Below are 21961 nucleotides of genomic sequence, written 5' to 3' on the forward strand. Positions count from 1 at the left end.
CCCTCCCCTTATACCGCGACCGGCGCGGCGATGTGCGGGTGCGGATCGTAGTCGACGACGCGGAAATCGTCGATCGTGTAGTCGAAGATCGAGGGCGGGCGGCGCAGCAGTTCGAGCCGCGGATGCCCGCGCGGCTCGCGCGCCAGTTGCTCGCGCACCAGATGTTCGTGGTTCAGGTAGACGTGCGCATCGCCCCCGCTCCACACCAGTTCGCCGGGCAGCAGATCGCACTGCTGCGCCAGCATGTGAACGAGCATCGCGGCGGAGAAAGCATTGAACGCGAAACCGAGCCCGAGATCGCACGAGCGCTGCCACAACAGCCCCGACAGTCGGCCGTTGCTCACGAAGAACTGATAGGTCATGTGGCACGGCGGCAGCGCCATGCGGTTCACCTCGGCAACGTTCCAGCCGGTGAACAGCAGCCGGCGCGAGGTGGGATTGGTACGGATCGCCTCGACCAACTCGGCGATCTGGTTGATGCCGGTACCCCGACGATAGAGATCGTCACCGGCGGGTTCGTAGGTCGGCCAGTCGACCCATTGCTTGCCGTAGACGGGACCGAGGTCGCCCCACTCGGCGGCGAAATCGTCATCGGAAAGGATGCGGGCCTCGAACGCATCGCGGGTCACCTCGTCGCCGGTCGCGCGGCGGTAGCGGTCGAGCGGCCAGTCGGTCCAAATGTGAACCTTCTGTTCGACCAGCGCGCGGATGTTGGTGTCGCCGGTCAGGAACCACAGCATCTCGCGCACCGCTGTCTTCCATGCGACGCGCTTGGTGGTGAGGAGCGGTATCGCGCCGTCCGCGAGCGAGAAGCGCAGCTGCGGGCCGAAGATCGCGCGGGTGCCGACGCCGGTGCGGTCGCGGCGCTCGTCGCCCTCCTCCCACACGCGGCGCAGGAGATCGAGATACTGGTGTTCGTAGTGCGATTCGGTCACGGTGCCGGTGCTACCGCCAATCGCCCGCGCTCGCCATCCACACCGCGATCGCGGCAGCCGCGGCGGTGTCAGCGCGCAGGATGCGGGGGCCGAGCGCGATGGGAACCGCTTGCGGCAGTGCGCGGATCGCGGCACGCTCGTCGTCGTCGAAGCCGCCTTCGGGGCCGATCAGGATCGCGGCCGAGCCGGGCGCGCCGCGCATCGCCTCGGCTGCCGGCGTACCGCCCAGTTCGTCGGCGAAGAACAGGTGGCGTGTCGTGGGCCAGTCGCGCAGCAGCGCGGTGAGCTTCACCGGCTCGGCGACCGCGGGTACGGCGGTGCGGCCGCATTGCTCGGCCGCCTCGACCATATGCGCCGCGAGCCGTTCGGTGTTGGGTTTGTCGACTACGGTACGCCTGGTGACGACGGGGACGAGCCGCGCGACGCCCAGTTCGCACGCCTTCTCCGCCATCCAGTCGACGCGGCCCTTCTTCAACGGCGCGGCGCAGAGCCACAGGTCGGGGACGTGTTCGAGCGGGGCGAGCTGCTGCTGCACGTCGAGCGTCACGTCGCGGCGCGCCAGGTGCGAGGCGACCGCCAGCCACTCGCCGCTCGCGCCGTCGAACAGCTTGACCGGATCGCCCGCCTTCATCCGCATGACCGAGACGAGGTAATGCGCCTGCGGACCCGACAGCGTCAGCGCGCCGGGGGCGAGCGGCGCGTCGACGAACAGCCGGGGGGTCGAGCGCGGCGGCCAGGCAGGGGTCGCTCCCATTATTTCCTCCGTCCGCGCACGATCAGCCAGCGCGCGCCGAGAAACAGGATCGCGCCCGACAGCGCAACCCCTAGCACCACGCCGGTCACGACTCCCGCGACGCGCACGATCGCGAAGAACAACGCCTCGAAGAAACGGCCGATCGCGACCGAGATGTGGACCATCTAGCGGGTGGCCCCATGCGTCACTGAACGCCGCGGCGACGGAGGTGCGGAACGGTGCGGCATTAGCAACGCCGCATACCGCAATCCGCCCTCGTGGTCACCCGGCGCGCGGGCGCGTCACTTGGCGGCGACGCGGGTCCAAGTCTGCGACTTGCACAGGCCCGGCAGGACGCATCCGGTGCCGACCAGCGTGTTCGCGCCTTGCAGCGCCAGCGTGCCATCGAACTCCTGCCCGTGATCGGGGACGAACACCGTGCCCTGCCACGCACCACCCGGGCCGCGGCGGAAATCACGGAACAATTGCGTGCCGATCAGCCGATCGGTGCCGCCCGCCGCCGCATCGTCGCGCGCGCGCTGGTCGGCCGCGACGACGGTGCCGCATAGTCCGGCGCCGCACGGTGCGACGCGGATGCGGACGCTGTCGCGCGCGTTGCGCCACGTGCCGGCGGGGGTGGCGACGGGTGCGGCGATCGCGGGCGAAGCCATAGCGACGGCAAGGGCGGCGAGGATCATACGCTTCATGACGAGGAAGATAGGGGCGCGATCGGCACGATATAAGGCAGTCATTCCAGACCAGACGTACCATCACAGCCAAGCTGCCGGTGTCGGCTGTTGGCGGTGCAGCGTGATTGGCGATAGGACGGTTTCGTGACGTCCGCCCCCACCCCGAATATCGACCCGCCTCGAGCCGGCGGGAACGCCACCGCCCAGACTAAGTCCGCTCAGGTTACCCCTGACAGCCAGCATCGCGGGCTGGTCGCGCTGCTGCCGCGCAGCCTTCGCGGCTTCGCGCTGCTGGCGCGGTTCGATCGGCCGATCGGCTGGTGGCTGCTGTTCTGGCCGGGCGCCTGGGCGGTTGCACTGGCGGGCGGTGCCGTGGAGCGCTGGGATCTAATCCTGTGGCTGCTCGTCGGCGCGATTGCGATGCGCGGCGCGGGCTGTGTCTACAACGACATAATCGACCGCGATCTGGACGCGAGCGTCGCGCGGACGCGCAACCGCCCGCTCGCGAGCGGCGCGGTGTCGATGCGCGCGGCCTGGGTGTGGCTGCTGCTGCTGTGCCTGATTGGGCTGGTCGTGCTGGTACAGTTGCACCTGCCCGCCGCGATCGTGTCGGTCGCGGCGATCCTTCCGGTCGCGGCGTACCCGTTCATGAAGCGGATCACGTGGTGGCCGCAGGTGTGGCTGGGGCTGGTGTTCTCCTGGGCGGCGCTGGTCGGGTGGACCGAGACGTGGGGGTGGCTGAGCGTGGGCGGCGTGCTGCTGTATGCGGGCAGCATCTTCTGGGTGGTTGGTTACGACACGATCTACGCATTGCAGGACCGCGAGGACGACGCGCTGGTCGGGATAAGGTCGTCGGCGCTACGCATGGGGCGGCACGTGCGTGGCGGCGTGGGCGTCTGCTACGCGCTCGCGGTTGCGCTCTGGGCGGCGGCCTTGTGGCAGGTGCGCGCCGATTCGCTGGCGCTCGCGGCATTGCTGCCGGTGGCGGGGCATCTAGCGTGGCAGGTCGCGACGCTCACGCCCGACGATGGCGCGGGGGCGCTGGCGCGGTTTCGGTCGAACCGGTTCGCGGGGGTGTTGATGTTCCTCGCCTGTGTGGTGGTGGGGACGCCGTTGTAGGGGCGGAAGGTCGCAAAGGTCACGCGCCAACGCAGGTGCGCGCGCGGGGTGATGTTCGGTGCTGAGAAAGAGCGGGGCGAATTAGGCTGGGTGGCCGCGTGTAGGACAGGGCAAACTCCCCTCCTTGCAAGGAAGGGGTTGGGGGTGGGTCGAGGCGCGCGCCACCGCTTCTAGGATCGCTGCCATGACTCCGTCCGCGTTCCCGAGCACATCGTTGTTCCAGAAACGGAGCACCGTCCAACCCTGCGCGTCGAGATAGCGGGTTCGCTCCAAGTCAGTGGCGAGCGTGGCGTGTTGGCCGCCGTCTAGTTCGATGATGAGCTTCAGCGAGCGACAGGCGAAATCGACGATGTAGTGGCCGATAACGAGCTGGCGTGTGAAACGTGGACGCACGGTGTGTAGGTGCTGCCAGAGGTTGTGCTCGGCGCGCGTGGGCTCTTGACGCATTCGGCGCGCGTTGGTGGTCAGCTCGGGTGGGATCCGTTGCACGTAGGGGAGTTTAGGATAGGGCAGCGCGAGCGGCTACCCACCCCCGGCCCCTCCCTTGCAGGGAGGGGAGATCAAGGGATCGCATCCAGCTTATCCGTTTAGCCTCTAACCCTAGTATCCCGTGCGCCCGCCCCCTAAGTCGCTGCCCATGCTTACCCCCGATCAGGCGCAGGAGCGCGCCCAGGATATCGTCCGCCGTGCCAGCGCCGCGGGTGCCGATGCGGCCGATGCGGTGTTCGCCGCCGACGCATCGAGCGAGGTGTCGGTGCGGCTCGGCAAGCTGGAGGATGTGGGCCGCTCGGAGGCGGAGGAGTTGGGGCTGCGGGTGTTCGTCGGGCAGCGTTCGGCGAGCGTGTCGACCTCCGACCTGTCGTCGGCGGCGATGGATGCGCTGGTCGAGCGCGCGGTGGCGATGGCGCGCGAGGCGCCCGAGGATCAATGGGCAGGCCTCGCGCCGACCGAGCGGTTGATGCATGGCGCGGCGCCGCTGCTCGACCTTGCTGATGATGGCGCCGTCACACCCGCCGAACTGCGTGAACTGGCGTCGCAGGCAGAGGAAGCCGCGCGCAGTGTGCCGGGTGTGACCAACAGCGAGGGCGGTGGCGCGGGCGCGTCGTCGGTTGTGTGGGCGCTCGCGACCAGCCATGGCTTCGCGGGCGCGTATACGACGACCGGCTACAGCGTGTCGGCGAGCGTCATCGCCGGACAGGGCGGCGGGATGCAGCGCGATTACGCCTTCCACTCGGCGCGGCACCGCGCACGGCTCGACGCGCCGCACGAGATCGGACGCCGCGCGGGCGAGCGCGCGGTGGCGCGGCTCGATCCGGGCAAGGTGGCGAGCGGCGCGATGCCGGTGGTGTTCGACCCGCGTGTGGGCTCGAGCCTGCTCGGCCACCTGATCGGCGCGATCTCGGGCACGGCGATCACGCGCAAGACGAGCTTCCTGCTGGATGCGCTGGGCACCGAGGTGTTCGCGCCCGGTGTGAGCGTGTGCGACGATCCGCACCGCCCGCACGGCCTGCGCTCGCGTCCGTTCGACGGCGAAGGGCTGCCAGTGTCGCCGTGCTCGATCATCGAGAACGGGATGCTGGAGACGTGGCTGCTCGACAGCGCGTCGGCGCGGCAGCTCGGGCTGGCGCCGACCGGTCATGCCGCGCGCGGTGTCGGTGGCTCGCCGGGTGTGACGACGAGCAACCTGTTCATGCAGGCGGGGCACGTGCCGGTCGCGACGTTGATCGAGGATATCACGACTGGCGTGTACGTCACCGAGCTGATCGGACAGGGCGTCAACGGCGTGACCGGCGATTACAGTCGTGGGGCGGCGGGGTTCCTGATCGAGGATGGCCAGATCACGCGACCGATCGCCGAGTTCACGATCGCGGGCAATTTGCGCGACATGTTCCGCGCGCTGGTGCCGGCGAACGACCTCGAGTTCCGCCAGGGGATCAACGTGCCGACGCTGCGGATCGACGGCATGACGGTGGCGGGTGGCTGAGGCGCCCACTGACATAAGCGCCGCCGATCGGAACCTGCTGGCCGATGCGGTCGCCGGTGTCGTGCGCGAGGCGGCGGCGATGGCGATGGCGCGCTGGCGGACCGATTTCGCGCGCACGGAAAAGAGCGACGGCAGCCCGGTGTGCGAGGTCGATCTGGACGTCGACCGGATGCTCCACGCGCGGTTGAACGCGTTGCTAGCCGATGCCGGATGGCTGTCGGAGGAGACGGCGGACAGCGCCGATCGTCTGGCGGCCAGCCGGGTGTGGGTGGTCGACCCGATCGACGGCACGCGCGACTATATCCGCGGACGTGCCGGCTGGTGCGTATCAGTGGCGCTGGTCGAGGACGGACGCGTGGTGATCGCTTTGCTCGACGCGCCCGCGCGCGGCGAGGTGTGGCGCGCAGTCGCGGGCGGTGGCGCGACGCTGAACGGCGCGGTGCTGCGCGCAGGCGGACGTTGCGAGATCACCGGCGCGCGGGTGCCGGCGGACGCGCTGCCCAAGGTCGACCGCGACCTGGTGGCGGTGGAGAAGCCGAACTCGATCGCGCTGCGCATGGCGATGGTCGCGGCTGACCGTGCCGACCTGGTCGCGACGATGCGCTGGGGCAACGAATGGGACATCGCCGCCGCCGCGCTGGTGGCGGAGGAAGCGGGCGCGAGCGTGACGGACGCACTTGGCGCGCCGCTGGCGTTCAACAAGCCCGATCCGCATGCGTTCGGGGTGCTGACCAGCACGCGCGGCATCCACGCGGCAGCGGTGGCGCGGTTGGCGGGACGCGCGCGGGCGGTGATCCGGTAGTTCACGCAGCATGGCATTGGGTGAACTGACGCGCCGTTCAGGATTGTTTGCCTGTCGCCCAGCAGCGATCGCATAGACGCAACAAGTCGATCCGCTGTATGCCCGTGCGTGTCCCACATCAGTTCGGGCCACATTCTCCCGTCATCTCGGACTTGATCCGGGGTCCCGCTTCTTTGACAGGGCGGGAGAAGGTAGCGGGATCCCGGATCAAGTCCGGGATGACGATGAGTTGAAGCGCTCGGAAACTAATCTTGCGTCACGGATAACGTTGGTGACGCGCCGGCGAGAAGGTAGCTTGCCGGAAGTTTGGCGACCTTAGCCGACGATGATCGGTGGGTGGTCGCGTTCGGGTAGCGGCTGGGGCGCGGTGCTGTGACCCGCCACGTCGCGCGCGACCATGGGGCGCAGGCGCACCGCCAGGCAGATCACGACCGGCCAGAACAGCGTGTTGGCAATGTCGCCGAGCGTGTCGGACCAGCGCCATGAGCCGTAGTGCATCCGATCGAGTATCTCATTCCCCGCCTCCGCCGCGACGACGACGGAGAGCGGGATCAGCGTGCCGAGCGAGCGGCCGGTGACCAGCCGCGCGATGAGCAGTACGGCCAGCCCTGCGTGAACGTGGAGGATCGTGTCGGGCAGACCCGTGCCATCCCCGACCCAGACGGTAAAGTCGGTCCACAGTTTCGCGATGTCCACGCAGGCGCTCGGGCTTATTTCTGGCAGGCGACGATCGTCGCGATCACCGAAAGCGTATCGTGCGGATCGCGGACGCGGACGGTGTCGAGCCCGAGCTCCTTGGCCGGATAATCGTTACCGCCGGGGAAGATCGCGTCGCCGATGAACATCATCTTGTCGAGCGCGATACCGCTCTCGTCACGCAGGCGCTTGAGGCCATACGCCTTATCGACACCCTTCTGCGTGATGTCGATCGAGGTCGCGCCGCCCATGTTGATCGACAGCTCGGGCAGGCGCTTCTTGAGGTCGGCCTGGATCACCTTGCGCTTGGCGAAATCAGGGTCCCACTTCTCCTTCGCCTCGACCGGCGCCTGCTGGCCGAGCGCGGAGAAGGTGATCTGCGAGCCGCGATCCTCGATCCGCTCGCCCCAGGTCTCCTCAGGCACGAAGCCGGTCGCCTCTAGCGAGGCGTCGAACGCTTCGATAATGTTCTTTTTCGTCTCGTCGTCGAACAGTTCGGCGTAGACGGTGGTCCACTCGCCCGACTGGTGGGTGTAGAGCTTGGTGCCGGTGGTCGGCATCAGCCACAGGCGCGACAGGTCGGCGCGCGCGGGCAGGCGGCTCGCCACCTGCTTGTCGAACTGCGGCCAGTCGCCGCCCGAGATCACCGCGACATGCGCGACCTGGAGCAGATCGGCCAGCGCCTCGCCCATGTCCTCCTTGATCGCCTGCTTGCTCTCGGCGAGCGTTCCGTCGAGGTCGAAGGCGACGAGTTCTTTCACGTGGTGGTCTCCAAAGTAGGAAGGATGATCGTTTCGATGGCGTGCGCTACGCCATCCTCGTCGTTGGCGCGAGTGACATTCCTCGCAACCGCCTTCACGTCGTCGGGCGCGTTGCCCATCGCGATCGCGAGGCCGGCGCGGGTGAGCATCGGCAGGTCGTTGCGCTGGTCGCCGATCACCGCGGTGTCGGCGAGGTCGACGCCGTTCGATTTGGCAAGTGCTGCGACGCCGTCGCCCTTGTTCGCCTCCAATGCAGTCACGTCGAGATAGTAGGTCTGCGACTGTGCGATCGTCGCCTGCTCGCCGTAGCGGCCGTGTGTCTGGTCGTAGAGCGCGCGCAGGTGATCCTCGTCGTCGCTGACGAAGGTGATCTTGTCCGCGCGCGCCAGCAGGTCGTCGAAGTCGGGTCGGACGACGGGTTCCTGGTTCGAGCTGACGCGCTCGCTCGCGGTGTGCGGGCCGTCGCCGTCGGTCGCGAACCACTGGTCGTCGGCGAAGACCCAGGTGTCGACCTGCGCGCCCGCGGCCATGTCGATCACCCCGCGCGCAACATGCTCGGCGATCGTGTGCCGGCTGACGATCGTGCCGTCGCGGCGAAACACGATGCCGCCGTTGAAGGCGCCGACGTCCTCGTCGAGTTCGAGCGGTTCGAGCAGCGGCTGGATGCCCGACATCGGCCGCGCGCTGATGACGGTGAAGGCGATGCCGGCATCGCGCAATTGCTTCACCGCCGCGATCGTCGCGGGTGTGAGTTGCTTGTCCTGGTCGACGAGCGTGCCGTCAACATCGGACACCATGAGGCGAATGGTCATTATTGCGGGATCTCGACATGGCCGCCGAAGCCGAAGCGCATGGCCGATAGCACCTTGTCGCCGAACGTGTGGTCGACGCGGCTGCGATAGCGCGCGAACAAGGCGGCGCTGAGCACGTTCAACGGCACTGCTTCCTCCATCGCGGCGTCGATCGTCCAGCGGCCCTCACCCGAATCGGCGACATGGCCTGAGAAGCCGTCGAGCTTGCCGTCCTTGGCGAGTGCGAGCGCGGTCAGGTCGAGCAACCACGACGAGATCACGCTGCCGCGGCGCCACACCTCGGCAATGTCGGTGAGGTTAAGGTCGTAGCGCTGGTCCTCGGGCAGCTTGTCCGACGCCTTGCCCTTGAGCACGTCGAAGCCCTCGGCATAGGCCTGCATCAGCCCGTATTCGATGCCGTTGTGGACCATCTTCACGAAATGGCCCGCGCCCGCGGGGCCGGCGTGGATGTAGCCGTTCTCCGCGCGCGGATCGGTCGCGTCGCCCAAGCGGCCCTTGGTGCGCTCGATCGAGCCCATGCCCGGCGCGAGGGTCGAGAAGATCGGGTCGAGCTGCTGGACGATGTCCGCCGGCCCGCCGATCATCATGCAATAACCGCGCTCGCGGCCCCAAACGCCGCCCGAGGTGCCGACGTCGACGTAGTGGACGCCCTTTTCCGCCAGCGCCTTGGCGCGGCGGATGTCGTCCTTGTAGAAGGAATTGCCGCCGTCGATGACGATCTCGCCCTCGGCCGCATTCTCGCAGATGCTGTCGATCACGCCTTCGGTGATCTCGCCCGCGGGGACCATGACCCACCAGATGACGGGCGAGCCCGCCTTGGCGCGCGCGTCGTCGACCGAGGTCGCGGCCTCCGCGCCCGCCTCGACCAGCTTGGCGACTGCATCGGCGTCGCGGTCGAAGGCGACGATCTCATGTCCCTTGTCCATCAAGCGGCGGGCCATGTTGCCGCCCATCCGGCCGAGGCCGATCATCACCATCTTCATACAGCACTCCTGACGTTGCTGCGCGTAAAGCGGGAGGCCGGGCAAGGTTCCGCGCGCGGGCGGACCGGCGGGGCGAAGGGTGGTGCGGCGTCGGCCACGCGAAAGGTCACGCGAAGGTCACACCAATGCGCGCCCGCACGGGTGGGGCTGTCAGCGGACGGCCAGGCCAGAACGGTGTGCGACCGGATAGAGCCGCGTCAAGCTGGTCGGAAGGTCACGCTAAGGTCACGCCAATGCGCGTCGTTGCGGGGGCGGCGGCGATGCGGTGCGTGGCGGGTCGACGGTGTGAAAGAGCGGACGCCGAGGCGCGTGGTGGGGTCTAACGAGCGACGGCGGTGTAGGACAGCTTGGGGTGAGTTCGGGCCGGCTTGGACGATCAAGGCAGGATGGATGCTGAAACGAGTTCAGCATGACGGCGCGTGGTGGAGGGTAAGTCCTCCCTCTCCTACGTCGCCCCGGACTTGATCCGGGGTCCCGCTTTCTGGCGAGTTGGGAGAAGGTAGCGGGATCCCGGGTCGAGCCTGGGATGACGAGTGAGGCGGGTGCGTCAGCGTTTTACCGAGGCGGAGAAGGGGCGCGCGCGTTTGTCGGTGGCCCATTTGTAGTTGGGCTCGGCCGCCATCGCGAAGCGGAGTTCGCCGCCCGCCATGATCTCGTCGTGGGTCAGGTAGCTGCGCTCGAGCGGGCGACCGTTGAGCACCACCGCGCCGATATACGGGCGCGACTGGCCGAAATTGTCGGCGACGACCGTGAAGCGCTTGCCGTTGGGCAGCGTGAGCGCGGCGCGGCGGACGAACGGTCGGCCGATCGCATATTCGAGGCTGCCGGGGGTCACGGGATAGAAGCCGAGTGCGGTGAAGACGAGCCAGGCGGACATCTGCCCCAAATCGTCGTTGCCGGCGAGGCCGTCGGGCGTCGGTTTGTACTGCGAATTGACGATTTGCGTCAGCCGATACTGCGTCCGCCACGGTTGCCCGGCGTGGTCGTAGAGATAGGCGACGTGGTGGCTCGGCTCGTTGCCGTGGATATACTGGCCGATCAGCCCGGCGATGTCCTCCGCGTGGCTATAGTCGAGCTTGGAATTGTCGTAGTCGAACATCTGGTCGAGCTTGGTCACCGCGGCCTGGTCACCGCCCATTGCCTCGAACAAGGCGGCCTGATCCTGCGGCACGAACCAGGAATATTGCCACGCATTCCCTTCGGTATAGTCCGACCCGTAGTTGATCGCGGTGGGGTCGAACGGTTCGCGGAATGTGCTATCGGCCTTCCGCGCGCGGACGAAGCCCGTCTTGGGGTCGAAGGTGTTGCGCCAGTAGGCCGACCGCGCGTCGAACCAGGTGGCGACGTCGTCGCGCTTCATCGCGCGCGCCATCTGCGCGATCGTCCAATCGTCATAGGCGTATTCGACCGTCTTCGATGCCGCCTCTGGCTCGCGGTCGATCGGCACGTAGTGGAGCACCGGCAAGTCGGCGAGTCCGCCATAGGGGGCGTAGGTCGCGCTGCGGATCATCGCCGCGAGCGCCTGCGTTTCGTCGAAGCCGCGGATGCCTTTCAGATAGGCGTCGGCGATGACCGGGACCGAATGGTAGCCGATCATCGTCCACGTCTCCCGTCCCTGGAACTGCCAGACGGGAAGGATGCCGTCGGGCGAATATTGCTGGCTGGCGAGCAGCGAGCGGATGATCTGCGAATTGACCTCGGCGGGCTGAACGAGGGTGAGCAGCGGATGCTCGGCGCGGAACGTATCCCATAGCGAGAAGGTCGAGCGCTGCGTGTAGCCTTCCGCTCGGTGGACCTGATTGTCGGGGCCGCGCCAGCGCCCGTCGACGTCGCTGGTGACCGAGGGTGCGATCAGGCTGTGGTAGAGCGCGGTCATCACGTTCTTGCGCATCGACGTGTCGCCGTCCACGTCGAGCACGCCGAGCGCCTGTTTCCACGCCGCGGTCGTGCCCTTGCGCACCGCGTCGAAGCCGCCGCTCTCTGCCTGGAGGTTGGCGATTGCGCCGTCCTCGTCGACGCTCGAGATCGCGACGGTCACCTCCAGCGGGTCGCCGAGTTTGCCGAAGTCGAACCGCGCGACGAGCGCGCGGCCGGCGCGCTCCATCACGCGGTCGCTGCCGCGGCCGGGGCCCTGAAACCCCCTGTAGGTCACGTCGGCCTCGGTGCTGACGAAGGCGTGGTTGGTGACGGGCTTCGAGAAACGCATCGCGAAGAACATCTGCCGGTCGGGTGCCCAGCCACGCGTCTGGCGGCTGCCGGTGATCGTGCCGTCGGGACGCAGGCGGATCGAAGACCAGAGTGTCTTACCGGGGTAATTGTAGAGCCCGGAGCGCAGGTCGAGGATCAGGTGCGCCTCGTCGCTTGAGCGAAAGGTATAGCGGTGGACGCCGACGCGCGTGCCCGCGGTCAACTCGGCCCGGACGCGCGCGTCGTCGAGCTGGACCGAATAATAGCCGGGCGTCGCCTGCTCGTTGCGGTGGCTGAAGCGCGAGCGATAGCCGGAGCCGGGCTGCTTCGGGTCGCCGGGCTCCAGCTTGACTGCGTCGGTCGCGCCGGTCGCGGGCATCAGCAGGAAGTCGCCCAGATCGCTGTGCCCCGCGCCCGAGAAGTGCGTGTGCGAGAAACCCTGGATCGTCGCGTCCTCGTAGCGGTAGCCCGCGGCGTGCGGGTAGCAGTCGCGCAGGACGCAATTGGTGTCGGTGTCGGGCGAGAGCTGCACCATGCCGAACGGCGCGACCGCGCCGGGAAAGGTGTGCCCCTGCCCGCCGGTGCCGATGAACGGGTCGACAGCGCTGAGCGGATCGGGCTCGCGCTGTGCCGCGACCGGCGTGGCGAGCGGCATCGTCAGCGAGAGGGTGAGGATGGCGGACAGGCAGCGGCGGGCGAGCGTCATGGCGAACCTTGTGCCGCGGTCGGCGCGTGGGGGGAAGACGGCGCGAGGTCTTAGCCCAGCACGGGCGCGCAACATGCGGGCGTGGTGGGGCGTTGGGTGGATCAATCAGCACGAGTGGAACCACGATGACCGACCCCAGTCGCCCGATGCGCCTAGGCTTTCCCGTCAAGGAGATGGGCAAGCCCGGCTTCAAGAGCAACGACACGCGGCGGTGGCAGAAGGACCCGCATCTCAAATGCTCGCTCGAAGAGGTGTCGAAGATCCTCGACTATCTCGCGAAAGAGAATCTCGACATGTACCGCATGTCGTCAGACCTCGCGCCGTACGCGACGCACCCCGACATGCCACAATTCCACAACATGGTGGCGGAGAGCGACGCGGAGCTGGCGGCATTCGGGAAGAAGGCGCGCGAACTCGACATCCGGCTGTCGTTCCACCCGTCGCAGTACGTGCTGCTCAACAGCCCCAACGAGGCGTTGACCGAGAAGAGCATCTGGGACCTGTCGAGCCAGGCGGAGATGCTCGACCGGATGGGGCTGGACGACGAGGCGGTGATGATCACCCACGTCGGCGGCGTGTACGACGACCATGACGCGAGCCGCGCGCGCTGGATCGAGGGATGGGAGAAATGCCCCGAGCATGTCCAGCGGCGGCTGGTGCTGGAGAATGACGACATCCGCTTCTCGGCCGCCGATGCGCTGTGGATTCAAGAGCGGACGGGCGTGCGGCTCGTGTTCGACTATCAGCATTTCTGGTGCCTGAACCCCGAGCGGCTCGACATGCGGGCGACGTTCGAGAAGTTCCTGGCGACCTGGCCGGAGGGGGTAAGGCCAAAGATGCATTTCTCGTCCCCGCGCACCGAGATGCGCGAGATCAAGCAGAAGATCACCGCGAAACAGCGCGCGAGCGGCAAGACGACCAGAAAGGGCGAGCTGACCAAGGCACCGGTCAAGGCGAACGCGCGCGTGAAGACGGTGTTGCGCCCGCCGATCTGGACCGGTCACGCCGATTTCACCAACCCGTTCGAGTTCGCGACCTTCATGCGGATGGCTGAGGGACTCGTCTTCGACGTGATGATGGAGGGCAAGTCGAAGGACGTCAGCCTGCTGAAACTGCGCCCCGATCTGCTGCGCTTCGCCCCCGACGTGGCGGCGCGGTTCGGCATCTATCCCGAGGATGCCGAGGCATTCGCGGCGGACGAGGCGGCGCTGGAGAAGGGCGTCGACACCGAGGACACGCCCGACGTGGATGAGGGCGACGGCGAAGGTGGGGCGATGCTGGAGGCGGCGGAGTAAATGGCACGTCCGGTCGCGCACGCGCGCGACCGGATCGGCTGATGCGTTACGAGCGGTGCTTGGCGAGGAATTGCTCGGTGACGGTTGGGATGATCTGCTCGACCTTCTTCGCCGCGGCCTTTTCGTCCTCGACGAACGACTTGATCCAGCCGGTGTGCTGGCCGTAGCCCGCCTGCTCCGCGATCACCGCGAGCGAGGTGTAGGCGGCGATCTGTTCGCCCTGAAAGGCGTAGCCGGCGTAGAGGTTCTTGAGCGTGGTGTCGGGGGTGACCGCGTGCACCGCGGTGCCGACCAGGCCGACCGCGCTGGTCACCGCTTCTCGCAGTGCGGGCTTGCTCGCGCCGACGTCCGACAGCGCCTGCTCGATCTGCGTCAACTGCGCTTCGGTGGTGGACACGTGGCCGCGCAGCAGCGCCTGATATTCGGGATAGTCATCCAGCTGCGGGATCTGCGCGTTCATTTGCTGCAGGCCCTGCGTCTCGGCGGCGTGCGTGTTCTCGAGCGACTGGGTGTAGATATGCTTGATGTCCGGCACGGGTAACCCTCGCGAATTGGTGGGGAGGCGCGCGCCAGAGCGGCGTGCTGTTGGGACAATCCCTCCCCTCCCCCGTGGGTTCCGTGGCGCGACTATTCCGCGGCTTCGCGTAGGCTGACCTCGGCGCCGACTTCTTCCGCGAACCATTCCGCTGTCATCGGCAGACCCTCGCTAAGCGACACGCGCGGCGACCAGCCGAGCACGTCGCGTGCGCGCGTGATGTCGGGGCGGCGGCGGCGCGGGTCGTCCTGCGGTAGCGGGGCGTTGACGACCTTGCCGGTGGTGGGGACGAGTTCGAGCACCATGTCGAGCAGTTCGTTGATGGTGAATTCGTCGGGGTTGCCGATGTTGACCGGCTCCAGCCCGTCGATGTCGCTTTCCATCAGCGCGATCAGCCCGCGCACCATGTCGGACACGTAGCAGAAGCTGCGCGTCTGCGTGCCGTCGCCGTAGATCGTGATGTCGCGCCCCGTGAGTGCCTGGCAGATCAGGTTGGAGACGACGCGGCCGTCGTCGGGGTGCATGTGCGGGCCGTAGGTGTTGAAGATGCGTGCGACGCGTACCTGAGCGCGGTTCATCCGCGCGAAGTCGAACGTCATCGCCTCGGCCGCGCGCTTGCCCTCGTCGTAGCAGGCGCGCGGTCCCGTGCAGCTGACCCAGCCGCGATAGCCCTCGACCTGCGGGTGAACTTCGGGATCGCCGTAGACCTCGCTGGTGGAGGTGAGCAGGAAGCGCGCGCCGGTCCGCTCGGCGAGCCGCAGAAGGTGGTTGGTGCCGACGACGTTGGTCAGCATCGTGTGCTCGGGGTCGGCCTGATATTGCGGCGGCGAGGCGGCGCAGGCGCAATTGTAGATGCGCGTGAGGTTGGCGGCCTCGGTGACCGCGGCGGGCAGCGCGTTGACGATATCGCCCTCGACGAAGGTGAAGTTCGGCAGGTCCTCCAGCAGCTTCAGGTTCGACGGCCGCGCGGTTTGCAGATTGTCGAGGCAGATGACGCGGTGGCCGGCGTCGCTCAGCGCGCGGCACAGATGCGATCCGATGAAGCCCGCGCCGCCGGCGACCAGGATGGTGTCCATGTTCTTCTCCCTCATGCCGAGACGCGCTTTCTGTCGCGCGCGTGCTCGGCGGCTTCTTCCAAGTGGCGCTCGAGCTCTTCGGCCCGGTGCGCGGCGGTGTGTTCGGCGAGCACGCGTTGGCGCCCCGCCTGCCCGATCTGCTCCAGGTCGCGGCGCGCGAGCGCGGCGAGCATGTCGGCGCAGGTGTCGACCAGCAATATCTCGCGCCCGTCGCCCAGGATCTCGTTCAGTCCGTCCCAGCGGTCGGAGATGATCGGCGTGCCGCACGCTGCGGCCTCGAAGATGCGGACCGAGGGCGACCAGCCCGCGGCGATCATGTCGGCGCGCGTCACATTCAGCGTCGCGCGGCTCGCGCTGTAGAAAGCGGCGTGCTCGGCGGGCGGCAGATGCTCGATCCGCTCGACGTTGTCGGGCCAGATGATCGTGTCGGGATATTGCGGCCCCGCGACCGCGAAGCGGCGCTGTGGTGCGGCGCGCGCGACGTAGAGCAGCAGGCGTTCGAGCGTCGGCTGGCGATCGTCGCTATAGGTGCCGAGATAGGTCAGGTCCCACTTCTTCGGCACGTCGAGCGGCACGTACGCCTCCGCGTCGACCGAGCAGTAGAGCGCGCGTGCCATCGGCGAGCCGTAATGCTGCTCTAGGTGGCGAAGCGTCGGGCCGCCGGTGAACGACAGATAGACGTCGTAACCGGGGATCACCGCGGGCGAGAGATATTCGAAGTCACCGCGCTCGAGCTTGGCGAGCGTGACTGGCGTGTCGATGTCGTAGAAGCCGACGACGCCTTGCCCGCCCTCGGCGACCCAATCCTGCACGAGCTGGCCGACAGCGACGCCGTCGGGGACGTAGCTGCCGACGATCACCGCGTCGGCGCTCGCGATCTCGCCGCGCCATTCGGCCAAGTGATCGAGGTCTGAATAGTAATCGAGCCGGCACCAGTCGGGGTCGACCAGGTCGCGGTGCGCGCCCGCATACCATGGCACTTCGCGTTCGAGGAACACGACCTCATGCCCGCGCGCGGCGAATGCCTTCAGCAGCGCGCGGAAGGTGGTGGCGTGGCCGTTGCCCCAGGACGAGCCGAGGCTGAGGCCGAGGACGACGAGCTTCATGCCGCGGTCACCTCGCGCGCGGCGTGGACCTTGAACAGCGCGTCGACCTGTTCGCCGCGTAGATCATAGGTGTGTTCGGCGAGCACGCGTTTCAGCGCCGCCTGCCCGATCGCCGCCGCGCGCTCGGTGGTGAGTGCGGAGAGGTGGTCGGCGACGTCCTGCCCGTCGCGCGCGACCAGCACTTCCTCGTCGGGCTTGAGGAACAGCTCGATCCCCTCCCACGCGTCGGTGATGAGGCAGGCGGCGGCGCCCGCGGCCTCGAACACGCGGGTGGCGGGGGAGAAGCCGATATGCGCCATCGAATCGCGCGCGACGTTCAGGACCGCGCGCGGCGTGCAGTTGAACGCATTGTGCTCGGCGGTGAAGACGTGGCCGCGGTGGCGGACGTTGCCGGGCATCGCCTTCGTCTCCCAGCCATTGCCGCCGATCAGGAATTGCTGCTCGGGCAGGAGCGATGCGGGGCGGAGGAAGAACTCCTCCACGCGCGCCTCGCGGTCGGGCAGGCGATTGCCCAGAAACGCGAGATCGCAGGCGAAGCGAGGGTCCGCGTCGACCGGATGATGCGTCTGCGGGTCGAGCGCGTTGTAGACGGGCACGCAATCCTTCGCGCCGAAGCCGGTGTACGCGTCGACAACGGGCGCGCCGCCGCCGTAGGTCAGCACCATGTCGAGCCCGGGCAGCGCGGCGCGGACCGGGTGGCTAGCGTCGGCGCGCATCTCGTCGAGCGTCGCGGCCGCGTCGACGTCCCAGAAGATCTTGAGCGCTCGCGGGTTCGCGTGGGCGATGACGCCTTCGAGCAGCTCGCGGTCGAACACGCCGACGCCGTTTGCCTTGACGACGATGTCGGCGGCGGTGGCTTCGCTCAGCACATTGCGCATCGCGTCTTCGGTCGCGGGGTAGACGACGACCTTGGCATATTCGGGCGGATCGATGTCGCGGTGCTGCTGACGGTCGAACGCGTCGGGTTCGTAGAAGGTGATGTCGTAGCCGCGCTCGCCCAGCGCGCGCAGGATGCCGCGATAATAAGTGGCCGCGCCGTTCCAATAGGACGACAACAGGCTCGATCCGTAGAAAGCGATCTTCATGCGGCAACTCCCACGCCAGGGTTGGTGCCCAGCGTGTCCAGGATGGTCATCAATTCGTCGACGCGGTGCGCGCAGGTGTGGCGCTCGGCGATCGTCTCCAGCCCGGAGGCGATCAGCGAGGCGCGCAGATCGGCGTCGTCGCGGATGCGGGCGAGCACGTCCGCCATCTGCTCGCCGTCACTCGCGTAAAGGAAGTCCTGTCCAGGGCGGAACAGTCCCTCGCTATCTTCCCACGGCGCACTGGCGAGCGGGATGCCGCAGGCGAGCGCCTCGAACACGCGGATCGTCGGGATGCCGGGCAGGATCGTGCGGTAGTAATTGCGCGGCACGTGGACGGTTGCGAGCGCCTGCGCGAAGATCTCGGGCGCGCGGGCGTTGGGTGCCCAACCGTGATAGTGCGCGCCGTAGCGCGCGAGCATGGCACGCGCCTCGTCGGGGTAGCGTACGCCGTAGATGTCGAGCGGCAGCGAGGCGGCTTGCGCGGGGCGGAGGAGGTAGTCCTCGATCTCGCGGGTGCGTTCACCGTCGCCCCAATTGCCGATCCAGACGACGCCTTCGTGGGTGTCGCTGTCGAGTGGGCGGAAGCGACGCGTATCGGCGGCCTCGTGCCAGGTCCAGACGCGCTTGCCCCAGCCACGCGCGCGATATTGCTCGGACAGTGTTTCGCCGAATGCGAGGACGCCGTCATAGCCCGACAGGTCGTAGGCATCCATCTCGTGCGGCAGGCTGACGATACGGTGGTGGGTGTCGTGGAACAGGAGCGTCCACGGCGCGCCGGCCTTGCGCAACGCGCCGAGCGCGGCGACGAGGTCGTGCGCGTTCCATTCGTGGACGATCACGAGGTCGGCGCCGTCGACCATCGCGGCGACGTCGTCGCCGGCGGCGTAGGTGTCAGACGACAATTCGGGATAGGACGCGCGGTAGGGCGCGAGCGCGTCTTCGCCGCCGTCGGCGAGCAGGTTCTGGAGGCTCCAGCTATCGACCGGTTCGTAGGCTCGCACGTCGTGGCCGCGTGCGATCAGCTCGGACAGCACGCCGCGGACGAAATGCGCGTTGCCGTGATTCCAGCACGAGGAAAGGCTGTGGGTGAAATAGACGATCTTCATGCCGCAACCCGCTCCCGCGGCGCGACTGCGCGCGCGTAGATGTCCGCCATGCCGCGCGCGTTGGCGGCGGGAGTGTAGCGCGCGGCGCGTGCCCGCGCGCGCTCGCCCGCCTCGATCCGCGCGGTGGCGTCGCTCGCCAGCGCCTCAATCGCGCGAGCGAACGCTTCGTCGTCGCCGGGCGTGACGAAGGTGGCGGCGCCGTCCCATAGTTCGCGGAAGGTCGGAATGTCGGACAGCACCAGCGCGCAGCCCGCCGATGCCGCCTCCAGCACCGCGAGCCCGAACGGCTCGTAGCGCGTGGCGGAGGCGAAGATCGGGCCTGCCGACAGGTGATCGGCGACGGCCGCGTCCGACAGCGAACCGAGCGTGTCGAGGTAGGCGAAGGCGACCTGCTCGCCGTGCGGCCCGGCGAGCGGGCCGGCGGCCTTGATCGGCATGCTCACGCGCGCGGCGGCGCGGTCGAGCGTCGCGGCGTCCTTGCCGCGATCCCACAGCCGACCGGCGGTGAATACGTGATCGGCGAGCGCACCGGTGCTGGGGATCGCGGTGCGGCCGTTGTGGACGACCTGCGGGCGGCGCGGCAGCGCATAGAGCCGCTGCATGGTGCCCGCGAGCGCGGCGGAAGGGCAGACGCTCACGTCGGCGCGCGCGAGGCCGTCGCCGGTGAGCGCGGCCTGCCACGCGAGATCGGTGGGCAGCGGCCCCCGCTCGACCGCGTCCCACCACGACGCGACGCAGCTGTGCGCGACCGCGACGATCGGCATCGCATAATCGGCGAGCGCGAAGGCAGGCTGGTTGAGCTGCACCACGTCCGCACCGTGGAGCGCGGCTGCCATCGCAACCGCGTCGGCGGTGCGGCGTACTTCCGCGGCATCCTGTGCGAGCCAGTCGAGCGGCAGGCCCGTCTCGGTGTACGTCACGCCCAGCGCGGCGGCGCGGTCGCGCTGCGCCGACGACGGCGCCGGGCCGATCAGTGCCAGGTGCGCGTCGACGCCGAGGGGCGCGAGCGCGGCGGCGAGTTCGAGCGCATACTGCCACACGCCGCCGACCGCGTCCGCCGTCATCAGCAGGCGCAAGCTCACGCAGCGACCTCGAGCGCGGCATGCTCTGCCTTCAACCAGTCGGCGAGGCGCGCGACGCCGTCGCGCCAGTCGGTCCGACGCGCGAGGCCGAGCGCCGCTTCCGCGGCGCGCGTATCGGCGACGAAGTAGCGCTGGTCGCCCGCGCGCCAATCGTCGTGGCGCACGTCAACCGCGCGGCCGGTCACGTCGGCAATATGGTCGAGCAGCACGCGCAGGCTAACTGCATTGTCGGGCCCGCCACCCAGATTGAACGCGCGACCCGATACCGCGTCGATCCGCGACCAGGCGGCAAGATAGGCGTCGACCGCGTCGGACACGTCGAGGATGTCACGCACCTGGCAGCCGTCGCCGTAGAGCGTGATCGGGCGGCCTTTCAATGCGCTGATAAGGAAGTGCGCGACCCAGCCCTGGTCCTCGGTCCCCATCTGCCGCTGCCCGTAGATGCAGCTCATCCGCATGACAGCGGTCTTGAGCCCGTAGCTGCGCGCGTAATCGAGGACGTACTGGTCGGCCGCACCCTTCGACACGCCGTAGGGGGTGTGGAAGTCGAGCGGGCGGCTTTCCCCGATACCGTGCGCGCGCACTTCCGCGTCGACGGGTACGTAGCGGTCAGCCTCCAACGCAAAGTCGAGGTCGGTCAGGTCGCCGTAGACCTTATTGGTGGAGGCGAAGATCACCGGCGCCTCAGGCGCGTGATGGCGCACCGCCTCCAGCACGTTGAGCGTGCCCGCGATATTGGTCGCGAAATCGTCCATCGGGTCGGCGAGGCTGGTGGTCACCGCCACCTGCGCGGCGAAGTGGAACACCGCCGACGCGCCTTTCACCGACTCCGCCACGCGATCGGCATCGCGCACGTCGGCCTCGACGAAGCGGACGCGGTTGCCGTGGCGGCTGCGCAGCCAGTCGAGGTTGCGCCGCACGCCCACGCGCGCGAGCGCGTCGTAGACGATGACGTCATGGCCGGTGTCGGCGAGGCGATAGGCGAGGTTCGCGCCGATGAAGCCCGCGCCGCCCGTGACGAGGACCGGCCCCGAAGGCGCTTCACTCACGCGACCAGCCCGCGCTTGTCGAGCTCGGCGCGCATCGTCTCGACCTTGTCCTCGGCGGTCTGCTGCGCGACCCATTCCGCGAGCACGGCGAGACCGGCCTGGAAGTCCTGCGCCGCCTCGAAACCGAGTTGTTCCTTAGCGAGATTGGTGTCGCAGAAACAGTGGCGGATGTCGCCGATCCGCGCCTTGCCGACGACCTGCGGCGAGATGTCGTTCTTGCCCATTGCCTGCGCCAGCTCGGTCGCGACCTCGCGCACCGAGCGATGGTGGCCCGAGCCGATGTTGAACGTGCCGCCCGCCGCCTGCGGCAGCGTGAGCGAGTCGGCGAAGGCGCGCGCGACGTCGGAGACGTGGACGAAATCGCGGCGCTGCTCGCCGTCCTCGAAGATCATCGGCTGCTGGCCGTTCAACAGCCGCGAGGCGAAGATCGCGAGCACGCCGGTATACGGGTTCGACAGCGCCTGGCCGGGGCCATAGACGTTGAACAACCGCAGGCAGACGCCCTCCATGCCATAGGGTGCGGCCATGATATGCGTGGTGCGCTCCTGCACGTATTTGTTGAGCGCGTAGATCGAGGACAGGTTCGGGCGCTTCCACTCCGGGGTCGCGATCGCCTCCAGCGGGCGGCCTTGCGCGTCGACCGGCTCCCAGTTGGTCAGCCCATCGCGCAGACCCTTACGCTCCGCATCCTGCACGAGGTTGCCGTCGGCGTCGCGGTACAGCCCTTCGCCGTAGATCGACATCGACGAGGCGGTGACGACGCGGCGCACCGGCTGGTCGATCAGCTTCTCGAACAGCACGGCGGTGCCGACGTCGTTGGTCGAGGTGTAGCGCTCGACCTCGTACATCGACTGCCCGACGCCAACCTCGGCGGCGAGGTGAACGACGCTGTCGATACCCTTGAGCGCTTTGGCGACCACGTCGCCGTTGCGCACGTCGCCGCGGATCAGCTCGACCTCGTCGTTGAGGAGCGGTGGGCGATCGACGTCGCCGTGGACCTGCTCGATCAAACTGTCGAGCACGCGCACCTTGTTGCCGCGCGCGAGCAGTTCGTCGGCGACGAAGCGCCCGATGAAGCCCGCGCCGCCCGTAATCAGAACCGTTTCCATGCTTCCCACCCCGCATACGGTCGATGGGTGTAGCGGCATTGATCTGGATCAATGACAAAGCACGGCCATCGACGCCATGACAAGGTAAGAACATCTTCTACTTAGCTTTGT

At 68.1% G+C, this 21961-nt stretch carries 22 protein-coding genes; 4 read left to right on the forward strand and 18 right to left on the reverse strand.

The genetic code is table 11. From position 1 onward, the window contains the following. Positions 1-8: 8 nt before the first annotated feature. From thyA to HRV97_RS13855, 4 genes are all read right to left on the reverse strand, one after another. Positions 9-935 (reverse strand): thymidylate synthase, encoded by a 927-nt coding sequence (thyA, locus tag HRV97_RS13840; protein ID WP_343044516.1) that lies wholly within the window; start codon positions 933-935, stop codon positions 9-11. Positions 936-945: 10 nt separating this feature from the next. Continuing rightward, positions 946-1689 (reverse strand): 16S rRNA (uracil(1498)-N(3))-methyltransferase, encoded by a 744-nt coding sequence (locus HRV97_RS13845; protein ID WP_174194872.1) that lies wholly within the window; start codon positions 1687-1689, stop codon positions 946-948. Further along, entirely contained in the window at positions 1689-1853 is a 165-nt protein-coding gene (locus HRV97_RS13850) for a hypothetical protein (protein ID WP_174194873.1), read from the reverse strand. The genes HRV97_RS13845 and HRV97_RS13850 overlap by 1 nt, the downstream gene beginning before the upstream one ends. A gap of 117 nt (positions 1854-1970) precedes the next feature. Continuing rightward, positions 1971-2375 carry a DUF2147 domain-containing protein gene (locus tag HRV97_RS13855; protein WP_223176857.1) on the reverse strand — a complete coding sequence of 135 codons (405 nt, stop codon included), beginning with the start codon at positions 2373-2375 and terminating at the stop codon, positions 1971-1973. 240 nt (positions 2376-2615) lie between these two features. Here HRV97_RS13855 and ubiA point away from each other — a divergent pair, with 240 nt between their 5' ends. After that, positions 2616-3476, forward strand: coding sequence for a 4-hydroxybenzoate octaprenyltransferase (gene ubiA, locus HRV97_RS13860; RefSeq protein WP_223176881.1), 861 nt, complete (start codon positions 2616-2618; stop codon positions 3474-3476). 81 nt (positions 3477-3557) lie between these two features. On the opposite strand, the gene HRV97_RS13865 is transcribed toward ubiA, so the two are convergent. Then, positions 3558-3965 (reverse strand): DUF559 domain-containing protein, encoded by a 408-nt coding sequence (locus HRV97_RS13865; RefSeq protein WP_174194874.1) that lies wholly within the window; start codon positions 3963-3965, stop codon positions 3558-3560. A gap of 148 nt (positions 3966-4113) precedes the next feature. Between HRV97_RS13865 and HRV97_RS13870 the strand changes: the two genes are divergently transcribed. After that, complete coding sequence (locus HRV97_RS13870; protein WP_174194875.1) at positions 4114-5460, forward strand: TldD/PmbA family protein; 1347 nt, start codon at positions 4114-4116, stop codon at positions 5458-5460. Then, positions 5453-6262, forward strand: a complete 810-nt coding sequence (locus tag HRV97_RS13875; RefSeq protein ID WP_343044517.1) for an inositol monophosphatase family protein — start codon at positions 5453-5455, stop codon at positions 6260-6262. The genes HRV97_RS13870 and HRV97_RS13875 overlap by 8 nt, the downstream gene beginning before the upstream one ends. 315 nt (positions 6263-6577) lie before the next feature. Here HRV97_RS13875 and HRV97_RS13880 read toward each other — a convergent pair whose 3' ends face one another. The 5 genes from HRV97_RS13880 to HRV97_RS13900 all read right to left on the reverse strand — a co-directional run bounded on the left by HRV97_RS13880 (position 6578) and on the right by HRV97_RS13900 (position 12407). Further along, positions 6578-6958, reverse strand: a complete 381-nt coding sequence (locus tag HRV97_RS13880) for a hypothetical protein (RefSeq protein ID WP_343044518.1) — start codon at positions 6956-6958, stop codon at positions 6578-6580. Between the two features lie 14 nt (positions 6959-6972). Then, positions 6973-7719 (reverse strand): HAD-IIB family hydrolase, encoded by a 747-nt coding sequence (locus HRV97_RS13885; RefSeq protein ID WP_174194876.1) that lies wholly within the window; start codon positions 7717-7719, stop codon positions 6973-6975. Next, positions 7716-8531 (reverse strand): Cof-type HAD-IIB family hydrolase, encoded by an 816-nt coding sequence (locus HRV97_RS13890; protein WP_174194877.1) that lies wholly within the window; start codon positions 8529-8531, stop codon positions 7716-7718. The genes HRV97_RS13885 and HRV97_RS13890 overlap by 4 nt, the downstream gene beginning before the upstream one ends. Then, complete coding sequence (gene gnd, locus HRV97_RS13895) at positions 8531-9514, reverse strand: phosphogluconate dehydrogenase (NAD(+)-dependent, decarboxylating) (protein WP_174194878.1); 984 nt, start codon at positions 9512-9514, stop codon at positions 8531-8533. The genes HRV97_RS13890 and gnd overlap by 1 nt, the downstream gene beginning before the upstream one ends. A 547-nt stretch (positions 9515-10061) precedes the next feature. Then, a complete protein-coding gene (locus tag HRV97_RS13900; RefSeq protein ID WP_174194879.1) occupies positions 10062-12407 on the reverse strand; it encodes a GH92 family glycosyl hydrolase in 2346 nt (781 codons plus the stop codon). Positions 12408-12532: 125 nt separating this feature from the next. On the opposite strand from HRV97_RS13900, the gene uvsE reads away from it, so the two are divergent. After that, positions 12533-13702 carry a UV DNA damage repair endonuclease UvsE gene (uvsE, locus tag HRV97_RS13905; RefSeq protein ID WP_246248743.1) on the forward strand — a complete coding sequence of 390 codons (1170 nt, stop codon included), beginning with the start codon at positions 12533-12535 and terminating at the stop codon, positions 13700-13702. Between the two features lie 46 nt (positions 13703-13748). Here uvsE and HRV97_RS13910 read toward each other — a convergent pair whose 3' ends face one another. The 8 genes from HRV97_RS13910 to HRV97_RS13945 form a co-directional block, all read right to left on the reverse strand. Beyond that, entirely contained in the window at positions 13749-14237 is a 489-nt protein-coding gene (locus HRV97_RS13910; RefSeq protein ID WP_223176859.1) for a DUF892 family protein, read from the reverse strand. A gap of 92 nt (positions 14238-14329) precedes the next feature. Beyond that, positions 14330-15313 (reverse strand): UDP-glucuronic acid decarboxylase family protein, encoded by a 984-nt coding sequence (locus HRV97_RS13915; RefSeq protein WP_174194881.1) that lies wholly within the window; start codon positions 15311-15313, stop codon positions 14330-14332. 11 nt (positions 15314-15324) lie between these two features. Next, positions 15325-16419 carry a CgeB family protein gene (locus HRV97_RS13920; RefSeq protein WP_174194882.1) on the reverse strand — a complete coding sequence of 365 codons (1095 nt, stop codon included), beginning with the start codon at positions 16417-16419 and terminating at the stop codon, positions 15325-15327. After that, positions 16416-17504 carry a CgeB family protein gene (locus tag HRV97_RS13925; protein WP_174194883.1) on the reverse strand — a complete coding sequence of 363 codons (1089 nt, stop codon included), beginning with the start codon at positions 17502-17504 and terminating at the stop codon, positions 16416-16418. Before HRV97_RS13925 ends, HRV97_RS13920 begins: the two co-directional genes overlap by 4 nt. After that, positions 17501-18610: a CgeB family protein gene (locus tag HRV97_RS13930; protein WP_174194884.1), complete on the reverse strand. Its 1110-nt coding sequence runs from the start codon at positions 18608-18610 to the stop codon at positions 17501-17503. The genes HRV97_RS13925 and HRV97_RS13930 overlap by 4 nt, the downstream gene beginning before the upstream one ends. After that, positions 18607-19692 carry a glycosyltransferase family 4 protein gene (locus HRV97_RS13935; protein ID WP_343044519.1) on the reverse strand — a complete coding sequence of 362 codons (1086 nt, stop codon included), beginning with the start codon at positions 19690-19692 and terminating at the stop codon, positions 18607-18609. The genes HRV97_RS13930 and HRV97_RS13935 overlap by 4 nt, the downstream gene beginning before the upstream one ends. Beyond that, positions 19689-20741: an SDR family NAD(P)-dependent oxidoreductase gene (locus HRV97_RS13940; protein WP_174194885.1), complete on the reverse strand. Its 1053-nt coding sequence runs from the start codon at positions 20739-20741 to the stop codon at positions 19689-19691. Before HRV97_RS13940 ends, HRV97_RS13935 begins: the two co-directional genes overlap by 4 nt. After that, complete coding sequence (locus HRV97_RS13945; protein WP_174194886.1) at positions 20738-21850, reverse strand: NAD-dependent epimerase/dehydratase family protein; 1113 nt, start codon at positions 21848-21850, stop codon at positions 20738-20740. Before HRV97_RS13945 ends, HRV97_RS13940 begins: the two co-directional genes overlap by 4 nt. Positions 21851-21961 lie beyond the last annotated feature (111 nt).

The sequence above is a fragment of the Sphingomonas hominis genome (assembly GCF_013328205.1).
Taxonomy (GTDB): domain Bacteria; phylum Pseudomonadota; class Alphaproteobacteria; order Sphingomonadales; family Sphingomonadaceae; genus Sphingomonas; species Sphingomonas hominis.